Genomic DNA, 16,723 nt, shown 5'->3' on the forward strand with positions numbered 1-16,723 from the left:
ACTTTTCCCATTACGTCTACGCTATTATAGTATAACTAAAATGAGTAAACAAGCATTTTGTAATAAAAATTTGTATTTTTCCCGATTTTGAAGCTTTTAATCGCCCCCTGGCGTCTAGAATTATGAAAACACGAGAAGGGGAACTCGGATGACAGCTGCAATGGAGCGGATAGAGGCGACGGCCCATAAAGAAGAAGCCTCGGTCCAAATCGACCAAACAGAAGATCAAGCACTGATTCTTCTGATTGAAAGCGCACAGCAAGGCTGTGAGCAGTCCATTGAAGAACTGTTTAACCGATATTTCTTCCGCGTTTCCTCCTTCGTTAGGAGATATGTTGATTCACAGGAAGTAGAAGACGTAGCGCAAGAAGCATTTATTAAGGTATTTCGGAATCTGAACAATATTAAAAAAGTACAAGCCTTCGAGGGGTATTTGTTTCAAACGGCGAAAAACAGCTGCATCAGCTGGTTGCGCAAGAAAAAAAGGATGAGATCAATGCTTGATATCGTCTGGTACGCAGCAACAAACTGGCGCGACGCAAGTTCTGACCGGGAACCGCAACGCGCCGCCGCTATTGACGCCCTGATGGAACAACTCCCAGAGGTGAGCAAGTCTTATTTACACATGTTTTACGTTGAAAAGCGTTCGCGGGCTGAAATTGCAGCGGCGATGAATGAGTCCACTTCATCGGCCTACCGAAAATTGGCTGCGGCGAAAGCAAATTTGCTCGACGCCGCAAAGCGGATGAATGTAAAAATTGTCTTTAGCGGCAGGCATGATATGTCAGTTCAAGAAATAGAGGCGAAGTCATGAAGTTGAAACCGGAACTGCTGTTGTTGTATAAAGAAGGCCGCCTTTCCCATGATGAAAAGCGCGAAGTCGAAGAATTTCTGTCGAACCAGCCCGATGAGAACCGCGTGTTTGGAGAGTTCGACGAACTGGGCGAATCACTTGAGTCATGGGGCCAGATGCACCGCGTCCGCGGTAATGTCTTGCAAGCAGTCAGACAAGAAAGCGCTCAGCCCAATGTGATTCATCTACCGCAATTTCGCGGCGCAGCGATTCCCACTGCTGTTGCGGCCTGTTTTGTGATTGCGCTCACAGGCCTGTACTTTATGATGCAAAACCAAGACGCGACTTTCACCGAACTCGACCGACAAGGGACCGTAGTGATTTCGCAAAATCAGATTGATGTAGAATCTGATGGTTTTCTTTCCATCAAAATGGCCGATCAAAAATCGGTTACGGAATATGCGCCCAATACCATCGCAATGATTACAGGCGTACGTAGTCTCTTCATCGAAACAGGCAAGGTTTGGAACGAAGTCGGGAAAGACGATGGAAACCAATATACCGTCACAACTCAACACGGAACCATCATTGTCCTAGGGACGCAATTCGAAGTTGAAGTTAATAATGATAAAACGACTGTTCGCTTGTTAGAAGGCAGCGTTAAACTGGTTCACACAGACGGCAGCGAACAACTCTTAAACCCGAACGAAGAAGCAGTGATGAAACCTGCCTCGAAAATTCAACTTACACAAATTACAGCCGATGATATTGCTAAATGGCGTGGCTCATTTATCGGGAAGGGATTCACTACACGAGACGTGCCCAATGTGTTACAACAAACAAAAAATCGCTAAAAGCGACTCTTTTTTTAATGCTCTTTTTGTAATTAAAGGCCTCCGCCTTTTGGGTGGAGGTTTATTTTTCTTTTTATTTACAGTGAGTTTATTTAAAGCTGAAGCTGAAGTTCCTTTTGTTGAATCCGTACAGTCTCATGTTCGACTCGAAAATCTCCTCACTGGAATGGTTGAATGGCCAGACGGTTCTATCATCGTTGCAGAAAATGATTCTGGTGAAATATCACGCCTTCGCACCAATAGCCTGTTTTCAACGCTGCGCATCGACACTTTAATGACAGGATTCACTGATCCGGTCGCGCTTGCATTTGATTCAGGCGGGCGCCTTCTCGTCGGTGAGCGCTCGACAGGAAGAGTCATTGCAGTCGGGAACAATCAACGGGAAACTCTTTTTCGCGGCTTGAATGATTTGGCCTCAATCCGCACCGACCAACTCGATAACATCTATTATGTTGAAATGGACCCGGGGCGAATTTCCCGCTATAGCCTGCGTTCAAATGGACACACATTGATCCAGGACGGCCTTTCATTTCCCAGCGATTCATTCGTATTTGGTCGTAGTTTAATGACATCTGAACTCGTTGATCGTTCCGGTATTTCGGGACGAGTTACAATGGAACCGATTGCAGTTGACCAAGACCCGATTCCATTGCCGCCAATCTTTGAATGGTCAATTGATGACGCGTTTATTGACCCGATTCGTTTCGTTCAGGACCCCCGCAATAACTCTCACGCTTTACTTAGCGTTCGCCATGTAGATAGAACCATCGCCGGAATCCAATCCCCTGGCGCGATATACCAAATCAATCTGATTACTGGCAAGGTTGAAGGTTTATTCGTCGAAGATTTATACGGCCCGACTGACATGGTGGCGAATGAAAACGGATGTTTTGTTTTAGAAGAACATGCGGAACGAATCAGTTTTTATGACTGGTCGGGCAAGCGCAATGTACTTTGGGACGGCTTGGGCGCCCCAATCGCTTTTACCGTAATTCCTAACCAGATAAACCGCTATTTAATTGCAGAAACCGCGCCCCACGCCGGGATTTCGTCGATTGTGAGCCAAATTGTCAGACCCAGCACGATGCCCGCTGAATTAGAAAATGAAAGTATTGGCAGCATTTTGGCAACAACCAAGTTGTTTCTTTCCATCACAAATTTAGGTGAAATTGTCGTAGTGAATGATGACGGAACCTATGAAACATTGACCTCGCAATTGTTCGCTCCGGGAAAACTGGTCAAGGGCGAAGGCAACAGCATTTGGGCTTACGACTTAATCGGCGAATTAAAGAAACTCAACAGCGACACCGGGAAGGTCATGCAAAGCGCAAGAGGCGCTCAGGTTGGAATGGTTGACTTCGACGTCGAAGTCGACGGCTCTTTAGAGACGGCCTATGCGTTGGATGCGCTGGGCGATATTTGGCAATACGCCACAATACGCAACGTGTTTACTCCAGTATCCATTCTCACGCTTGAGTTCGCGGATGATTATAATAGTCCGCTTACGCCCGTCTTTGCCCGCGTTGCCGATGAAGGCTTTGTCATTGCGATGAACGACCTTGATGGAAGCATCGTCTGGATTGACGACAATGGCGGCCAAGAGGTCATCCATACCGGATTTCGAGAGATAACGCAATTACATGCGGAATCGCGTCTTAACATAACCGCTCTATCAAATCGTGGATGGCTGCGGACGATTCGTTTAATGTATCCAAGCGATATTCCTGAACCGACGCCGACGCCGTTTATCACTCCAACGCCAGTTTTGCCAACTCGCACACCGACGCCAAACCGTCCCGGGACGCCGTCTCCAACCCCAATTCGACCAACACCGACTCCAACAGAAGTCACTTCGATCATTGACTGGTTGCTTCACGTCGATCACTAAATCCGTTTATCGGCTTTGCCAGCAGGCGTGATAAGACGCCTATTCGCCCGGCCTGACGTTTTTGCGCCCCATCCCATATACTATAAAAAGCAAAATAAATATGTTTGCGGTTCGCATTGAGCGAATCATTTGGGAAGCCGGTGAGAATCCGGCGCGGTCCCGCCACTGTAATCGGTCAAGCCGTTCCGAGCCACTGTCAATCAGACGGGAAGGGGAACTGGATAACGGCCGTAAGCCAGGAGACCAGCCGCAAACATCCACATCGCCTCTTCGGGGACCAAGGGCGCGGTGAATTTCACAGTACGTTCTTGGTCCCCAGTTGATCTACCGCTGGGGATTTTTCTTTAGGCGGAACTTTTTGGAGTTTAGAATGAACCGTTCTGTCGTTGCATTTATCGTTTTACTCATCATCGGCGCGGTATTATCCTTCTCATTACAATACTATCAGTCGAACCACACCTCACGCAAAGCCTCTCCCGGCGGCGCGTTTCCGTCCCGCATTATTTGCGCGGCGCCGAGCGCGGTTGAAATTGTTTTTGCGTTGGATTGCGGCGACCGGGTTGTTGGAGTCAGCGACTTTGTGGCCTACCCGCCTGAAGCAGTCGATAAGCCGCTCATCGGCGGATATTTCAACCCAAACTACGAACGCATTCTCTCTATGAAAGCGGACTTGTTGATCCTGCAAGGCGAAAGCGAAAAACTCACGCTGTTTTGCAAGGACAACCAGATTCAATTATTACGCATTGATATGACCGACATCGAAACGATATTGAATGACGTTCGCCGCGTAGGTAAAACTCTCGGCGTTAATGAAAACGCAGCCGCGCTCATTCAAACCATGCAGGAGCGCTTAGACAACGTCAAAAAACAGGCATCCGAAATTCAACCAAAACCGAACGTATTTATATCATTAGGCCGAAAATCCAGCGCCTTGAGCAATATCACCACCTGCGGCGGCGGGACATTTTTAAGTGAATTGCTTACGCTTGCGGGCGGCGAGAACACCTTCGGCGACTTGGGCGACGAATATCCTCAAATCTCACTCGAAGCAATTACGAAGCGCGAGCCTGAGGTCATTTTGGATTTTCAATTAGAAAACACGCGAGATGCAGCCAAGGCCGCGTTAGACTGGCAGAGCGCCTCCTTGCTGCCCGCCGTCGAAAACCAACGCGTGTATGCGGTGACCGAATCGTTCTTTTTGATTCCCGGCCCGCGAATGCCGCAAGCGGCGGAGAGATTGGTAGAACTCATTCATGGTTGAACCGTGCGCCCGTCTCTCAATTGAGGAGTTAGAGTTTCAATATGACCAAAGCGAATGGCGGTTGTACGCACAATCGTTCCAAGCAAACGCGGGCGAAATCATTGCCATCATCGGCCCGAATGGTTCGGGCAAAAGTACGCTGTTGCGCCTGGCCTCCGGGGTCATACATTCACACGCAGCAATCAAAATAAATGGGCAGCGGTTGCAAAAAATGGAACGGCGCGAAGTGGCCCGGCATCTGGCGTATTTACCGCAAGACCCCGAAAGCGAATATGATTATCTCGTAAGCGAGATTGTTTCATTGGGGCGTTATGCCCATGCGGGAGCAGGCGGTTTTTTAAGCGAACAAGACTGCAAGGTTATGCAAGATTGCATGGCTTCGACAGAAATTTCCGGTTTGCAAACTCGACGCCTCTCTCAACTATCGGGCGGCGAAAAACGGCGCGTATTTCTTGCGTCGGTTCTCGCGCAAGAACCGACCATTTTGTTACTCGATGAACCCACAACGGCGCTTGATCCACACCATCAGATACGGTTTTTTAATATTCTTCTCGACTTAGCGAAGAACGGTATCACCGTCTTGGCGGCGACGCATGACATTAATTTAGCATCGCATTTTTGCAAGCGTATTGTGCTCATGGACGAAGGAAAAATCGCCGCCGACGGAACGCCGGAAGCCGTCTTAACCGAACACTATCTCCATCGCGTCTATGGCGAAGATTTACTGCTCGCTCAGCATCCCCAAACAGGGCGCCCGGTTATCTTTCCCCGCATCATGGAGGCAAGCCATTGAAGACGCTCACGCCCGCGAGACTGGTTTTGTTATTGTCTCCTTACGTTATTTGCTTGGTCGCTTCATTGATTCTTGCCCCGCTCATTGGCAGTGAAACCATTTCCATTCAAGCCGCACTTTCAGGAAAAAACGGAATTGATTCTGAAATATTTTTCTTTCAACGAATTCCACGCATCATCCTGGCGGCGTTGGTCGGCGGCGCCTTAGCGACGGTAGGCGCTTGTTTTCAAGGCATGTTGCGCAACCCCTTAGCAGAACCCTATACCCTCGGCGTCACCGGAGGAGCAGCGGTCGGCGCAGCGTCTGCGATCATTTTCCCAGCGCTGCAATGGTCATGGGGGCCTTTCTCGACGGTGCAAGCATTGGCGTTGGCTGGCGCGGCGTTGTCGATGGGGTTTATCTACTTGCTCGCCAATCGCTCCCAGGGCATCGCCATGAACACGTTGTTGCTTGCGGGCGTAACTGTCTCCATTTTATGCGGCGGCATAATTTTGCTTCTGCGCTATATCGCCAGCCCAAACTATCTGGCGCAAATGGACCGCTGGTTGATGGGCGGATTAGACGTGGTTGGTTATCACGACCTGTCGCTGCTGCTGCCGTTTTTGCTGCCGGGTCTGGGGCTGTTGTTCGGCGGTATGATCGAGATTAACCATCTCACCTTAGGGCAAGACATGGCGATGGGGCATGGCGTGAATGTTCGGTCAGCGCACCGCCGTTTATTTTTCGGCGGCAGTCTGGCGACGGCGGCGGCGGTTTCACTCGCGGGGCCGATTGGTTTTGTCGGGCTGATCGCGCCTCACGCAGTGCGGCGTTTAAGCGGATTCGACCACCGCATCGTCTTGCCGGGTTCGTTTATGCTGGGCGGCGCCTTCCTGGTTCTATGCGACGCTATCGCCCGAACGATGCTCGCGCCCCGTGAGATTCCAGTTGGCGTGATTACCGCTATGATTGGCGGGCCGTTGTTTATCTATCTACTCGTTCGCCGCAACTAGGGGACATGAATGGCTGTATCACTGGATCGAGTCTGGTTGTTTGACGATCCACGCTCGCACGGCGCCCGGTCGATCTTGCGTTGGGCGGCGGACGGTCTGCGTCAAATCGGGAAGACGGTATTTATATCCCAGCTGAATCCCGATGATTCAAACTCGCTCATTCAAATGCGGAATGAACTTGTTGAATTTGAGCCGACCTCCGTCTTACTTGCCAACCATCCAGCGCAACAATTCTGGCAGCAGTTAGGGTTCGACAAACCTCAATGCACTTCACTCGCGTGGTTGTTTGATGATCCATTGTTGATGGGCAATGAGGCGTTTTCTTCTGACGAAATCGTTTTGCTGTCTGACCCCTCGTTTGAAGCGGGCGCAAAAAAACGCGGCGCCCAAACGACTTTGTTCTTGCCCGTTGCCGCACCGGACGCCATTGACGTTCAGCGCGATCCCCGCTTGAAAGCAGCTGTCGCGTATGTCGGCGCTGCGGCGGATTTATCCGCCATGCGAAATGCGCTTTCGCAAGACATTGCCGGATATTTTGATTCGATTGCGAAGAAAAAAGCCAAACAACCAACCGCTGATCTTAATGATTTACTCGCTAAATTCCCGTTATCAAAAACTCAACGCATTACATTAACTGGTCAAGTTTCGTATTATATTTATGCTAATGCCAACCGCATTCATCGCCTGCAATATTTAGCGCCGTTGGCGGAGAAGAACTTCCATCTCTACGGTAATGACGCTTGGCGCCCCTATATAGAAAACACACCGCTGCAAGCGTGCTTTAAAGGTGGAATTGGTCCTCTAACTGACTATCATCCGTTAATTCAATCCGTTGAAATCAATATCAATCTTCGCAGTTTACAGGGATTTTCAGCGCCAACGCACCGTGATTTCCTTGTCCCGCGCTTGGGCGGCTTTATGCTCGCCAGCGCCCGTTACGGTCAATTGTCGAGCCGTGATATGGACCCGGACAACCGTTTTGGCATAGAGGATTTTCCATGGGCGCCAGAGGCGGATACGCCGGATTCAATTGAATTTCAGACGCAAGAGTGGTTGGATAAACCCGAAAAGCGGACACAATGGTCTCAAGAGGCGTCTGAAATAATATGCCGGGAACATCTTTTTTCTCATCGCATGAAGCAGTTAAATGATTTGTTGACTTGAACCCTTTTTAATTGACAGATTCAATTCACTTGAATCCGCCTGGAGGATACCAAATGAAAATTCGTATATTTTTGATCGCTCTTGCCGCTTGCATGTCCCTTTCGTCCTGTTCATGGCTGGGCTTTGGCGAAAACGAGGTCATTACCAATCAGCCGTTTGAATCGCTTTTTGATGGAAAAATTCAACGCGATTGGGTGGTCATGGGCGACCCCGCCGGTTGGAGCGTCGCCGATGACGTCATCCGCAGTGAAGGCGGCAAAGGCGGAAACTGGCTGCGCTCCAAACGGGAATACAGCGACTTTATTTTGCGTTTAGAATTTCGCGTGTCTCCGGGCGGAAACAGCGGCGTCTTTATTCGCTGCGCAGAGCAGGGCAACCCGTGGGAAACCGGGCATGAATGCCAAATCTCGAATGAACAGCCGCCCCGCGATGACTCGCACTGCACTGGCTCATTGTATGGCAGCCTGCCTGTTTTAGCGCGACCGGATGAATCGCCCGAAGTCTGGCGCCAATATGAAATTCTCTGCAAAGGCTCGCGCATTATGGTCTTTGTCGATGACGTGAAAACTGTTGACGTCCCTCAACAGGAAGTCGCCTCAATTCAAAACAAGCCGCTCAAAGGCTTCATCGGCCTGCAAGATTCACATACCGAAGCAGGAATGTGGGTGGAGTACCGTAATATAAATATTCGAGAACTATAGATTTGCATTGACTTTCATATTCAATTCATAGAATAATAAGGACTAGCACTAAGATGGTGCTAGTCTTTTTATTCTATTTCATTTGGAGGATGTAGAAATGAGATTTAAGAATTTTTTTGTCTTGTCAGCGGCCGTTTGCTTGCTGATGCCGGTTCATGCACAAACCGTAGATGAAATGGTCGATGCATTTCTTAGTTTCGACATGACCGCAGAAGGCCCCTGGTCAGACGTCGATCTCACAACGACGACTGTTCCTAAAGTAGGGAATGGTTCCATCACGCTAGATGGAAGTATTTCTTCTGGTGAATATGGCGGCTATGAAGGCACCGAAATTGTTCCTGGCAAGAACGCCTGGATACTCGACTTCGCCAGCGCCAAAGAGTGGGAAGGGCCGGACGATAATAGTTTTACCTTCTACCTTGCTTATGATGATGACAATTTGTATCTGGGCGTATCTGTTAAAGATGACGTGGTACGTTCGAATGACCCGCCAGCAGCGTTTTGGAAAGATGACGCCATTGAAATCGTGATGGACCCCAGTAATTCCCGCTATGACTACAATACCGATTCAGTAAATAATCTGTATGGCGGTCACTGCTATTTTAACTGGGAAGGTTTGATCTCGGCTTTTGATTACGATACGGGTCTTCCATTTAACGCGGGGACAGAAGAAGCCCCTACATTCCGCTGGGGCGGCGCTTCAGAATGGACGTATGCTGAAGACGGCGATATCTATGGAATCGGCATTGAAACGGCTGATGGCTGGGCTGTTGAAGTTCGAATCGGCAAAGCGACGCTCGAAGATACTGAAGCGGGCGTAACTTTGACTCCGGGAACGACGATGGCGTTTAACCTGGGCGTTGATGATGACGACGGCGCTGATCTCGCCATTCAATACTTCTGGGCCAGCCGCGTTCGCGCAATCGGCGCGACGCCAGACGATGAAAATTGGGACCTTCTTCTTGAAGAGGAAATCGCCAATAAAGATTATCTTGATCCTGATTCACTAGCGGCTTTCTGGGAAGTTGGTATCAATGAAACTGGTCGTTTGTCGCGCGCCGGCGGCGGAGAAATTATTCTTGGTGAATCCACTGAGATCAATGACTGGCAGTTGCAATAACGCAAATTCAATCATGAGCGGGGTGCGTAACATTACGCACCCCGCTTAGCCTAACAAATTTTCAACTTCACGTTTGAAATCCCTTCCTCTCTAGAGCAAAGATATGACAGCGGTATCAATTGCGGAATCTTTTGTCTATCTCAAGCGACTGGCTGTTGTCGGCGTATCCAGGCATCAAAAATTCGGTAATGTCATCTTTAAAGAACTCTCCGCAAAAGGGTATGACGTCGTTCCTGTGAATCCAAAAATGGAATCATTTGAAGGCGCAATTTGCTATCCTTCTCTTGATTCGATCACGGAGCCTGTAGAAGGCGTCGTGGTGGTTGTCGGAAAAGAAAAAGTCCTGGATGTCCTGAAAGACGCCGTTAAAGCAAATGTACGCTATGTCTGGGTGCAGCAAGGCGCTGGATCAGATGAAACCAAAAATTATTGCAACCAAAATGGTTTACATGCGGTTTTCGGACAGTGCATTTTGATGTACGCCAAACCCGTCGGGGGCATTCATGCCGTACATCGCTTTGTGTGGCGAATGTTAGGCCTCACCACATAATTTCCCCCTCATGCTTTGCGCCCTGCGCCTTCCTGCCTATAATTCAGTTCTGTTATTAATTTCTTAAGGACGGAACCGATGTCAGACGTGATTCAAGACGTGCATTTTTTAAATACCGCCACCAATAAAAAAGAAAAATTTGAACCGTTAGAGCCTGGAACCGTCGGGCTATACACCTGCGGGCCAACGGTTTACGACTATGCCCATATTGGGAATTTTCGCGCCTATCTGTTTGAAGACGTACTGCGCCGTTTTCTAGAATTTCGCGGATACAAAGTCAAACACATCATGAACCTGACCGATGTGGAAGATAAAATTATCCGCAAGTCGCAAGAAACGGGACAATCGATTTATGAATGTACGGCGCCATACATCGAAGCCTTCTTTGACGACCTCGACACTCTGAACATTCAGCGCGCCCATGAATACCCAAAAGCGACCGGGCATGTTGATGAAATGGTCGCAATGATTAATACGCTTAAAGAAAAAGGCTTCACCTACGACAAAGACGGCTCGATTTATTTTAGAATTAAAAAGTTCAAAGAATACGGAAAATTGTCCGGCGTCCGGCCTGAAGAAGTGCTCAGCGGCGCGCGCATTGATTCAGACGAATATGAAAAAGATGACGCCCGCGATTTTGTTTTATGGAAATCGCGCAAAGAAGGCGAGCACTTTTGGGAGACCGAACTCGGCGAAGGCCGCCCCGGCTGGCACATCGAATGCTCCGCCATGGCGATGAAATACCTCGGCGATCAGTTTGATATTCACTGCGGCGGCGAGGACAATATTTTCCCCCACCATGAAAATGAAATCGCCCAAAGCGAAGGCTGCACCGGAAAACATTTCGTCAAATACTGGCTGCATTGCCGCCACCTTTTGGTTGACGGCGAAAAAATGTCGAAGTCAAAAGGCAACTTCTATACGCTGCGCGATTTGCTTGCCAAAGGATTTCATCCAATGGCGATCCGCTATTGCATTATTTCAAACCACTACCGCAGCCCGATGAACCTCTCGATGGATGCGCTGCACGCCGCCCACTCGGCTTGGTCGCGTATTATGGACTTCAAACAACGCTTACAGGAAAAAGCAGACGCCAACCTTGAGGCGCCTCAATCAAACAACTTGCAACGAGAGTCGGACGAATTTTTCAAACGCTTTACCCACCACATGAACGACGACCTCGACACGCCGCGCGCCTGTTCCGTCTTGTTCGACTTTATTCGTGAAGCGAACAAAGTCCTTGATACGGAAGCGCTATCTTCAACGCAAGCGAAGGAAATACTCGAAATTTTAGAGCAAGTCGATCATGTGCTAGGCGTGATGAAACAAGATGACGGCTTGCTTGATGAAGACATCGAACGCCTGATTGAAGAACGCCTGGACGCGCGAAAATCAAAGAACTATGCGCGAGCGGATGAGATTCGCGACCAACTAGCCGAACAAGGCGTGATCTTAGAAGACACACGGGAAGGGATGCGCTGGAAGCGCCGATAATCAAAATGAAAAAAAACAAAAGCAATTACTACGTCAAACCGATTACGCCGAACGGCGTTCGCAAAAATATGTCCGCCCGCGCTTTAATTGACGAATGCTTTTCTTCATTCAATGCGCGCGGCCTACGCAACGCTTGCCAATTGTTCGCCGACCGGGTGTATAACGAAAATACGACCATCGGCATGAGCCTGACCGGCGCACTCGTCCCTGCCGGCCTCGGGCGCTCTTGTTTGATCCCGCTCATCAAGGGTGGATACATCGACTGGATGATTAGCACCGGCGCCAATATGTATCACGATCTGCATTCCTGCCTGGGATATGATATGTTCGAAGGCAGCCCGGATGTGGACGACACCAAACTACGCAAAGACGACGTGGTGCGCATTCACGATATTTATTTTGAAGCCGACGCGCTGTTTGACACCGACGCGTTCATACGAAAACTTTTCCGCGAATATCCTATTGAAGGCCCGGTATCCAGCGCGGTGATTCACCGAATTTTGGGCGAAGCCTTGTTGCAGCGCAATCCAAAGGCGCATGAGTTCAGCGTTCTGGCCGCCGCCGCCAAGATGGATATGCCCATTCATACATCCAGCCCCGGCGACTCAAGCACGGGCATGAACCTGGCGGGGCTCGCTCTGGAAGGCAAGTCGATCATTGTTGACCCGAACCTCGACGTGAATTTGACCGCCGCATGGGTTTATGACGCGAAGAAATCCAAAGGCAAAACCGCTGCGCTAATTCTAGGCGGCGGCAGCCCGAAGAATTTTCTCTTACAAACCGAGCCGCATATTCAAGAAGTCTTGGGTTTGCCCGAAGCAGGCCACGACTTCTTCGTGCAATTCACCGATGCGCGAATCGACACGGGCGGGCTGTCCGGCGCCACTCCGTCAGAAGCCGTCAGCTGGGGCAAGATTGATCCGACTCAACTCAGCGCGACCCAAGTCGTCTATGGCGATTGCAGCGTGTACATCCCATTGTTTGTTTCATATATTCTCAGCGCGGTTCCCAAACAAAAACCGAGACGGCTTTGGGAAAAGCGTGATGAGTGTATGGATCGCATGCTCAAAGCATTTAAAAAATCCAAACACTGGGGCAAGTAAAATCAGGGAATAAAGCGGTAGCCTTGGCGGTGCGCGGTGATGATGTGTTGCGGCGAATCGGGTTCGATCTCGATTTTTTGCCGCAACTTCGCGATATGGTTGTCCACCGTTCGGGTTGCGGGGACGTTGTCGTACCCCCAGACTTGTTTTAAAAATTGCTCGCGGGATACGATCTTACCTTCGCTTTCGACCAGGAGTTTCATGATCTCCATTTCACGCGGAGAAAACTCCAATTCTTCTCCATTCTTAGTCGCAGTCATGTGGTCAAAATCAAGCGTGACATCAGAAAACTGGAAAGTATGGATACTTTCACGCGGTTCAATTTGCGTACGGCGTAGGATGGCTTTGATACGCGCCAGTAGCTCGCGCAAACTGAATGGCTTGGTGATGTAGTCGTCGGCGCCGATTTCCAAGCCTTCGATTTTATCCGCTTCGGAACCTCTAGCGGTCAGCATAATGATCGGCGTTAATGAGCCGCCGTCTTTGAGATGCCTGCAAACGTCGATGCCGTCCATGCCTGGCAACATCAGGTCAAGCAAGATCAAATCAAATTCTTCTTTTTGCGCGAGCCGTAATCCTTCAACGCCGTTGGCGGTGGTCACCACCATATAATTTTCAAATTCCAGGTTGTCTTGCAACCCCCGGCGCATGTCTGGTTCGTCTTCGATGATGAGTATACGAGGCATGATATTCATCCACGCGATTCAGAGTTAGTTCTAAAATCACAGTTTCATTATATCGCAAAACATTTGAATAGAATGATGATGCCATACACAATTGCATGTGAACAGAGTTAAAATTGATTCTCGTTTATGAATTTACAACTTTTTACATTAACTACGACAACGCCCACAACAGGGATGGGGTTTAACCAAAACATGGAACAGTGGTATAAATAAGAGAATAAATCTCATACAAGGAAAAGAATTATGTTAAAACTCAGCGGTTTTGGGGATGAAATTCACGAAGATTTTGAAATCCAATTGCGTGAAATGCGTAAAATGGACATCAATTACATTGCTCTTCGAAACTTATGGGGAACCAATGTTCTCGATCTGAACCGCCGCCAAAAGAAAGATGCGCGCGACTTGTTGCGCAAGTACGGTATGGGTGTTTCAGAAATCGGTTCGCCATTGGGCAAAGTGCTCATCACCAGTTCGTGGAAAAAAGAATGGGCGAGATACATGAAAGCGGTCGAAATGGCCAAGTATTTTAATTGCCCCCGCATTCGTATTTTCTCGTTTTATTTTCCCAAAGGCCGCGAGCCGGAAGAGTTTCGCTCCGCAGTCATTAAGCGCCTTCGCGAGATGGCTGATTACGCGGAAGAAAACGACATCATGCTTTTGCATGAAAACGAAGCGAACATCTACGGCGATACAGGCCTTCGCTGCAAAGACCTTGCCGAGTCGGTCAATTCGCCTAATTTTAAATTGATTTTTGATCCCGCCAATTATGTTTTCTGTGGAACCAAAGCCTTTTCGCAATGGTATGAGATGCAGAAAGACCAAATCACTCATCTGCATATCAAAGACTGTTGTTTTGATCGAACCTTTAAAACCGCAGGGAAGGGCGACGGCGAGTTTCCTGAATTGGTTCGTGAATTAGTCGGCAGCGGATTCTCCGGCTTCGCAACCATGGAACCGCATCTCGCACACGGCGGACAGTTCGCCGGATTCTCCGGCCCGGATAATTTTGCGGAAGCAACAAGAGAATTCCGAAAATTATGTAAGAAAGAAGGCATGGAAACACGCCAGGTTCGCGTCGGCGTGGTCGGCATGGGTTTTATTGGCAAGTTCCATTGCGACGCGCTTCAAGAAGTCCCACAAGCGCATTTGGTCGCGGTTGCTGATAGCAAAAAAGTCCCAAACTTACAAAAAACGGAAGATGAATACAACGTCGCCGCATACAGCAACGTCAATCGCTTGTTGAAGCGCACTGATATTGATGCAATCACGCTAGGCGTTCCGAGCGGTTTACATGCTGAGATTGCTGTTGAAGCGGCGGAATCTAAAAAGCATGTCCTGACCGAAAAACCCATTGAGGTCACATTAGATAAAGCGGACGCCATGATCGCCGCCTGCAAAAAGAACAATGTGAAACTTGGCGTCATATCACAACGGCGTTGGGACGACGGCATGAAAGAATTGAAAGAAGCCGTTGATGAAGGCGTTCTCGGAAATCTGGTGCAAGGCGAGGCGTATGTCAAATGGTTCCGCACCCAAGATTATTACGACGGCGGCGCCTGGCGCGGCACATGGGACATTGACGGCGGCGGCTGCCTGATGAATCAGGGCGTCCATACCGTCGATTGCTTCCAGTGGGTGATGGGGCCGGTCGTGAGCGTCACCGCCCAGACTGCCTGCCTCGCGCATGATCGCATTGAAGTCGAAGACGTTGCCTATGCGATGCTTAAATTCAAAAATGGCTCGATGGGCGCCATCATCGCATCGACTGCTGCTTACCCTGGCATGGATGAACGCATCGAAGTCACAGGGACCAACGGCACCATGATAATGAACAAGAGTTCGATTACGCTTCGTGAGATTCGCGGCGAAAAAAATGCCGATGCAGACGAAGCCGTCGAACGCGGCAGCGGCGCCGCTGATCCGCAGGCGATCACCAATGAAGGCCACGTCGCCCAGATCAAAGACTTCTGCGAAGCGGTGTTAAATAACCGCAAGCCGATGATTGACGGCAGCGAGGGACGGCGTCCGTTAGAGATCATTCTTGCGGTCTATGAATCAGCAAAGACAGGCAAGACCGTCAAACTTCCGTTGAAGCCCAAAGGGCGCACAGGTGTCAAAAAGAAGACGGCCAGAAAAAAATAATCAGCGTTTCAAAAACTCTGAAAGGGCTTTCGCAATCGCGGAAGCCCTTTTTCATGAAAGCAAGTCATGGAACGGTTACGCATTCTCCATGTAACAAGCGAATGTGGTTGGCGCGGCGGCGAAAACCAGTTGTTGCTATTACTTCGCCAGCAGCGCAAATTGGGGCACAGCGCCGCCTTGGCTGCGCCGCCAGGGTCAACAATCGCAGACAAATTCCTGCAAGAAGGCGGAGTTTTTTCACTAAAACAGCGCTCTGACTTGGATATTTTCGCCGCATGGGAATTATCGCACATCATGCAAGCGCATGAATGCGAGGTCATCCATGCGCATACGGGCCGCGCTCATGCAATCGCGGCGTTCGCGAACCGGTTTAACAAGAGAAATATCCCCCTTATTGTTTCCCGCCGGGTTTCGTTCTCATTAAAAAATTCGCCGTGGAACCGATTAAAATATCAATCTGCAGACCACTTCATTCCCGTATCAAATGCCGCGCGTACGCCACTATTACAAATAGGCGTGAACGAAAAGGCGATAACAATTATTCCAGACGGCGTTGACGCGGACATGCTTGAGAGAAAATCGAGACCGGGCATTCGTGAAGAATTCGGAATTTCAGAAAGCGCGTTTGTCGTTGGCAATGTTGCGCATTGTGAACTCAATAAGAACCAAGCGCTTATTTTGGATGCAGCGCCGGAGATCATTCAAGCGCATCCAGGCATTCAATTTATTATGGTTGGCGACGGCAAAGAACTCAATTCGTTGAAGCAAAAAACCGCTGAATTAGGCGTTAAAGACAACTTCATCTTTCCCGGATTCAGAAACGATATTGAGCGCTTTTATCAGGCGTTCGATTGCTTTGTCATTACTTCTCTCGAAGAAGGATTATGTAGTTCGATTTTGGAAGCGCAGTGCTGCGGCGTCCCTGTGGTTGCTACGAGAGCCGGTGGCATTCCAGAAATCATCGAAGATAAAAATACGGGATTATTGATTGATAAGAGCGACAAAACAGGCCTTGTTGATGCACTCACCAAAATACTAAATGATAGGGAATTTTCCGCGAACCTTGGCTTAGCCGGAAAAAATTCCGTATTGCAAAACTTCACGATAGAGATCATTGCCGAACAAACGCTGGACGTTTACAGAAAAGTGATCCGCCAGAAGTAAATTTGGGCGGGAACGCTC

General features: G+C 49.2%; 15 protein-coding genes and 1 riboswitch. Of the genes, 14 read left to right on the plus strand and 1 reads right to left on the minus strand.

The features are described from left to right. Positions 1-148 precede the first annotated feature (148 nt). From P9L94_16875 to speY, 12 genes are all read left to right on the plus strand, one after another. A complete protein-coding gene (locus P9L94_16875) occupies positions 149-814 on the plus strand; it encodes a sigma-70 family RNA polymerase sigma factor (GenBank protein MDP8245759.1) in 666 nt (221 codons plus the stop codon). Further along, positions 811-1,647, plus strand: a complete 837-nt coding sequence (locus tag P9L94_16880; GenBank protein ID MDP8245760.1) for a FecR family protein — start codon at positions 811-813, stop codon at positions 1,645-1,647. The genes P9L94_16875 and P9L94_16880 overlap by 4 nt, the downstream gene beginning before the upstream one ends. Positions 1,648-1,813: 166 nt before the next feature. Further along, positions 1,814-3,535: a hypothetical protein gene (locus P9L94_16885; protein MDP8245761.1), complete on the plus strand. Its 1,722-nt coding sequence runs from the start codon at positions 1,814-1,816 to the stop codon at positions 3,533-3,535. Between the two features lie 90 nt (positions 3,536-3,625). Beyond that, positions 3,626-3,802, plus strand: a riboswitch (cobalamin riboswitch). 103 nt (positions 3,803-3,905) lie between these two features. Next, positions 3,906-4,796: a helical backbone metal receptor gene (locus tag P9L94_16890; protein ID MDP8245762.1), complete on the plus strand. Its 891-nt coding sequence runs from the start codon at positions 3,906-3,908 to the stop codon at positions 4,794-4,796. Further along, positions 4,789-5,589 carry an ABC transporter ATP-binding protein gene (locus P9L94_16895; protein MDP8245763.1) on the plus strand — a complete coding sequence of 267 codons (801 nt, stop codon included), beginning with the start codon at positions 4,789-4,791 and terminating at the stop codon, positions 5,587-5,589. Before P9L94_16890 ends, P9L94_16895 begins: the two co-directional genes overlap by 8 nt. Further along, positions 5,586-6,581 (plus strand): iron ABC transporter permease, encoded by a 996-nt coding sequence (locus P9L94_16900; protein ID MDP8245764.1) that lies wholly within the window; start codon positions 5,586-5,588, stop codon positions 6,579-6,581. The genes P9L94_16895 and P9L94_16900 overlap by 4 nt, the downstream gene beginning before the upstream one ends. 9 nt (positions 6,582-6,590) lie before the next feature. Then, a complete protein-coding gene (locus P9L94_16905) occupies positions 6,591-7,745 on the plus strand; it encodes a hypothetical protein (GenBank protein ID MDP8245765.1) in 1,155 nt (384 codons plus the stop codon). Positions 7,746-7,798: 53 nt separating this feature from the next. Continuing rightward, the gene (locus tag P9L94_16910) at positions 7,799-8,446 is read left to right on the plus strand and encodes a DUF1080 domain-containing protein (protein ID MDP8245766.1); all 648 of its coding nucleotides are present in this window, start codon (positions 7,799-7,801) and stop codon (positions 8,444-8,446) included. Positions 8,447-8,543: 97 nt separating this feature from the next. Continuing rightward, positions 8,544-9,566 carry a sugar-binding protein gene (locus P9L94_16915; protein MDP8245767.1) on the plus strand — a complete coding sequence of 341 codons (1,023 nt, stop codon included), beginning with the start codon at positions 8,544-8,546 and terminating at the stop codon, positions 9,564-9,566. 103 nt (positions 9,567-9,669) lie between these two features. After that, positions 9,670-10,116: a CoA-binding protein gene (locus P9L94_16920; protein ID MDP8245768.1), complete on the plus strand. Its 447-nt coding sequence runs from the start codon at positions 9,670-9,672 to the stop codon at positions 10,114-10,116. Positions 10,117-10,194: 78 nt separating this feature from the next. Further along, positions 10,195-11,610 (plus strand): cysteine--tRNA ligase, encoded by a 1,416-nt coding sequence (gene cysS, locus P9L94_16925; protein MDP8245769.1) that lies wholly within the window; start codon positions 10,195-10,197, stop codon positions 11,608-11,610. Positions 11,611-11,615: 5 nt separating this feature from the next. Further along, on the plus strand, positions 11,616-12,713 hold the full coding sequence (speY, locus tag P9L94_16930; protein ID MDP8245770.1) for a deoxyhypusine synthase: 1,098 nt from the start codon (positions 11,616-11,618) through the stop codon (positions 12,711-12,713). A gap of 2 nt (positions 12,714-12,715) precedes the next feature. Here the strand turns inward: speY and P9L94_16935 are convergent, their stop codons facing one another. Then, entirely contained in the window at positions 12,716-13,399 is a 684-nt protein-coding gene (locus P9L94_16935; protein MDP8245771.1) for a response regulator transcription factor, read from the minus strand. Positions 13,400-13,642: 243 nt separating this feature from the next. Here P9L94_16935 and P9L94_16940 point away from each other — a divergent pair, with 243 nt between their 5' ends. Both P9L94_16940 and P9L94_16945 read left to right on the plus strand, forming a co-directional pair. Next, positions 13,643-15,541 carry a Gfo/Idh/MocA family oxidoreductase gene (locus tag P9L94_16940; protein ID MDP8245772.1) on the plus strand — a complete coding sequence of 633 codons (1,899 nt, stop codon included), beginning with the start codon at positions 13,643-13,645 and terminating at the stop codon, positions 15,539-15,541. A gap of 66 nt (positions 15,542-15,607) precedes the next feature. Continuing rightward, positions 15,608-16,705, plus strand: a complete 1,098-nt coding sequence (locus tag P9L94_16945) for a glycosyltransferase family 4 protein (GenBank protein ID MDP8245773.1) — start codon at positions 15,608-15,610, stop codon at positions 16,703-16,705. The last annotated feature ends 18 nt before the right edge of the window (positions 16,706-16,723 follow it).

The organism is Candidatus Hinthialibacter antarcticus, assembly GCA_030765645.1.
GTDB classification, from domain to species: Bacteria; Hinthialibacterota; Hinthialibacteria; order Hinthialibacterales; family Hinthialibacteraceae; genus Hinthialibacter; species Hinthialibacter antarcticus.

What these genes read in the sequence shown, in the direction of transcription:
- P9L94_16875 (MDP8245759.1), top strand. Translation starts at nt 149, where the DNA reads ATGACAGCTGCAATGGAGCGGATAGAGGCGACGGCCCATAAAGAAGAA.
- P9L94_16880 (MDP8245760.1), top strand. Translation starts at nt 811, where the DNA reads ATGAAGTTGAAACCGGAACTGCTGTTGTTGTATAAAGAAGGCCGCCTT.
- P9L94_16885 (MDP8245761.1), top strand. Translation starts at nt 1,814, where the DNA reads ATGGTTGAATGGCCAGACGGTTCTATCATCGTTGCAGAAAATGATTCT.
- P9L94_16890 (MDP8245762.1), top strand. Translation starts at nt 3,906, where the DNA reads ATGAACCGTTCTGTCGTTGCATTTATCGTTTTACTCATCATCGGCGCG.
- P9L94_16895 (MDP8245763.1), top strand. Translation starts at nt 4,789, where the DNA reads ATGGTTGAACCGTGCGCCCGTCTCTCAATTGAGGAGTTAGAGTTTCAA.
- P9L94_16905 (MDP8245765.1), top strand. Translation starts at nt 6,591, where the DNA reads ATGGCTGTATCACTGGATCGAGTCTGGTTGTTTGACGATCCACGCTCG.
- P9L94_16910 (MDP8245766.1), top strand. Translation starts at nt 7,799, where the DNA reads ATGAAAATTCGTATATTTTTGATCGCTCTTGCCGCTTGCATGTCCCTT.
- P9L94_16915 (MDP8245767.1), top strand. Translation starts at nt 8,544, where the DNA reads ATGAGATTTAAGAATTTTTTTGTCTTGTCAGCGGCCGTTTGCTTGCTG.
- P9L94_16920 (MDP8245768.1), top strand. Translation starts at nt 9,670, where the DNA reads ATGACAGCGGTATCAATTGCGGAATCTTTTGTCTATCTCAAGCGACTG.
- cysS (MDP8245769.1), top strand. Translation starts at nt 10,195, where the DNA reads ATGTCAGACGTGATTCAAGACGTGCATTTTTTAAATACCGCCACCAAT.
- speY (MDP8245770.1), top strand. Translation starts at nt 11,616, where the DNA reads ATGAAAAAAAACAAAAGCAATTACTACGTCAAACCGATTACGCCGAAC.
- P9L94_16935 (MDP8245771.1), bottom strand. Translation starts at nt 13,399, where the DNA reads ATGCCTCGTATACTCATCATCGAAGACGAACCAGACATGCGCCGGGGG.
- P9L94_16940 (MDP8245772.1), top strand. Translation starts at nt 13,643, where the DNA reads ATGTTAAAACTCAGCGGTTTTGGGGATGAAATTCACGAAGATTTTGAA.
- P9L94_16945 (MDP8245773.1), top strand. Translation starts at nt 15,608, where the DNA reads ATGGAACGGTTACGCATTCTCCATGTAACAAGCGAATGTGGTTGGCGC.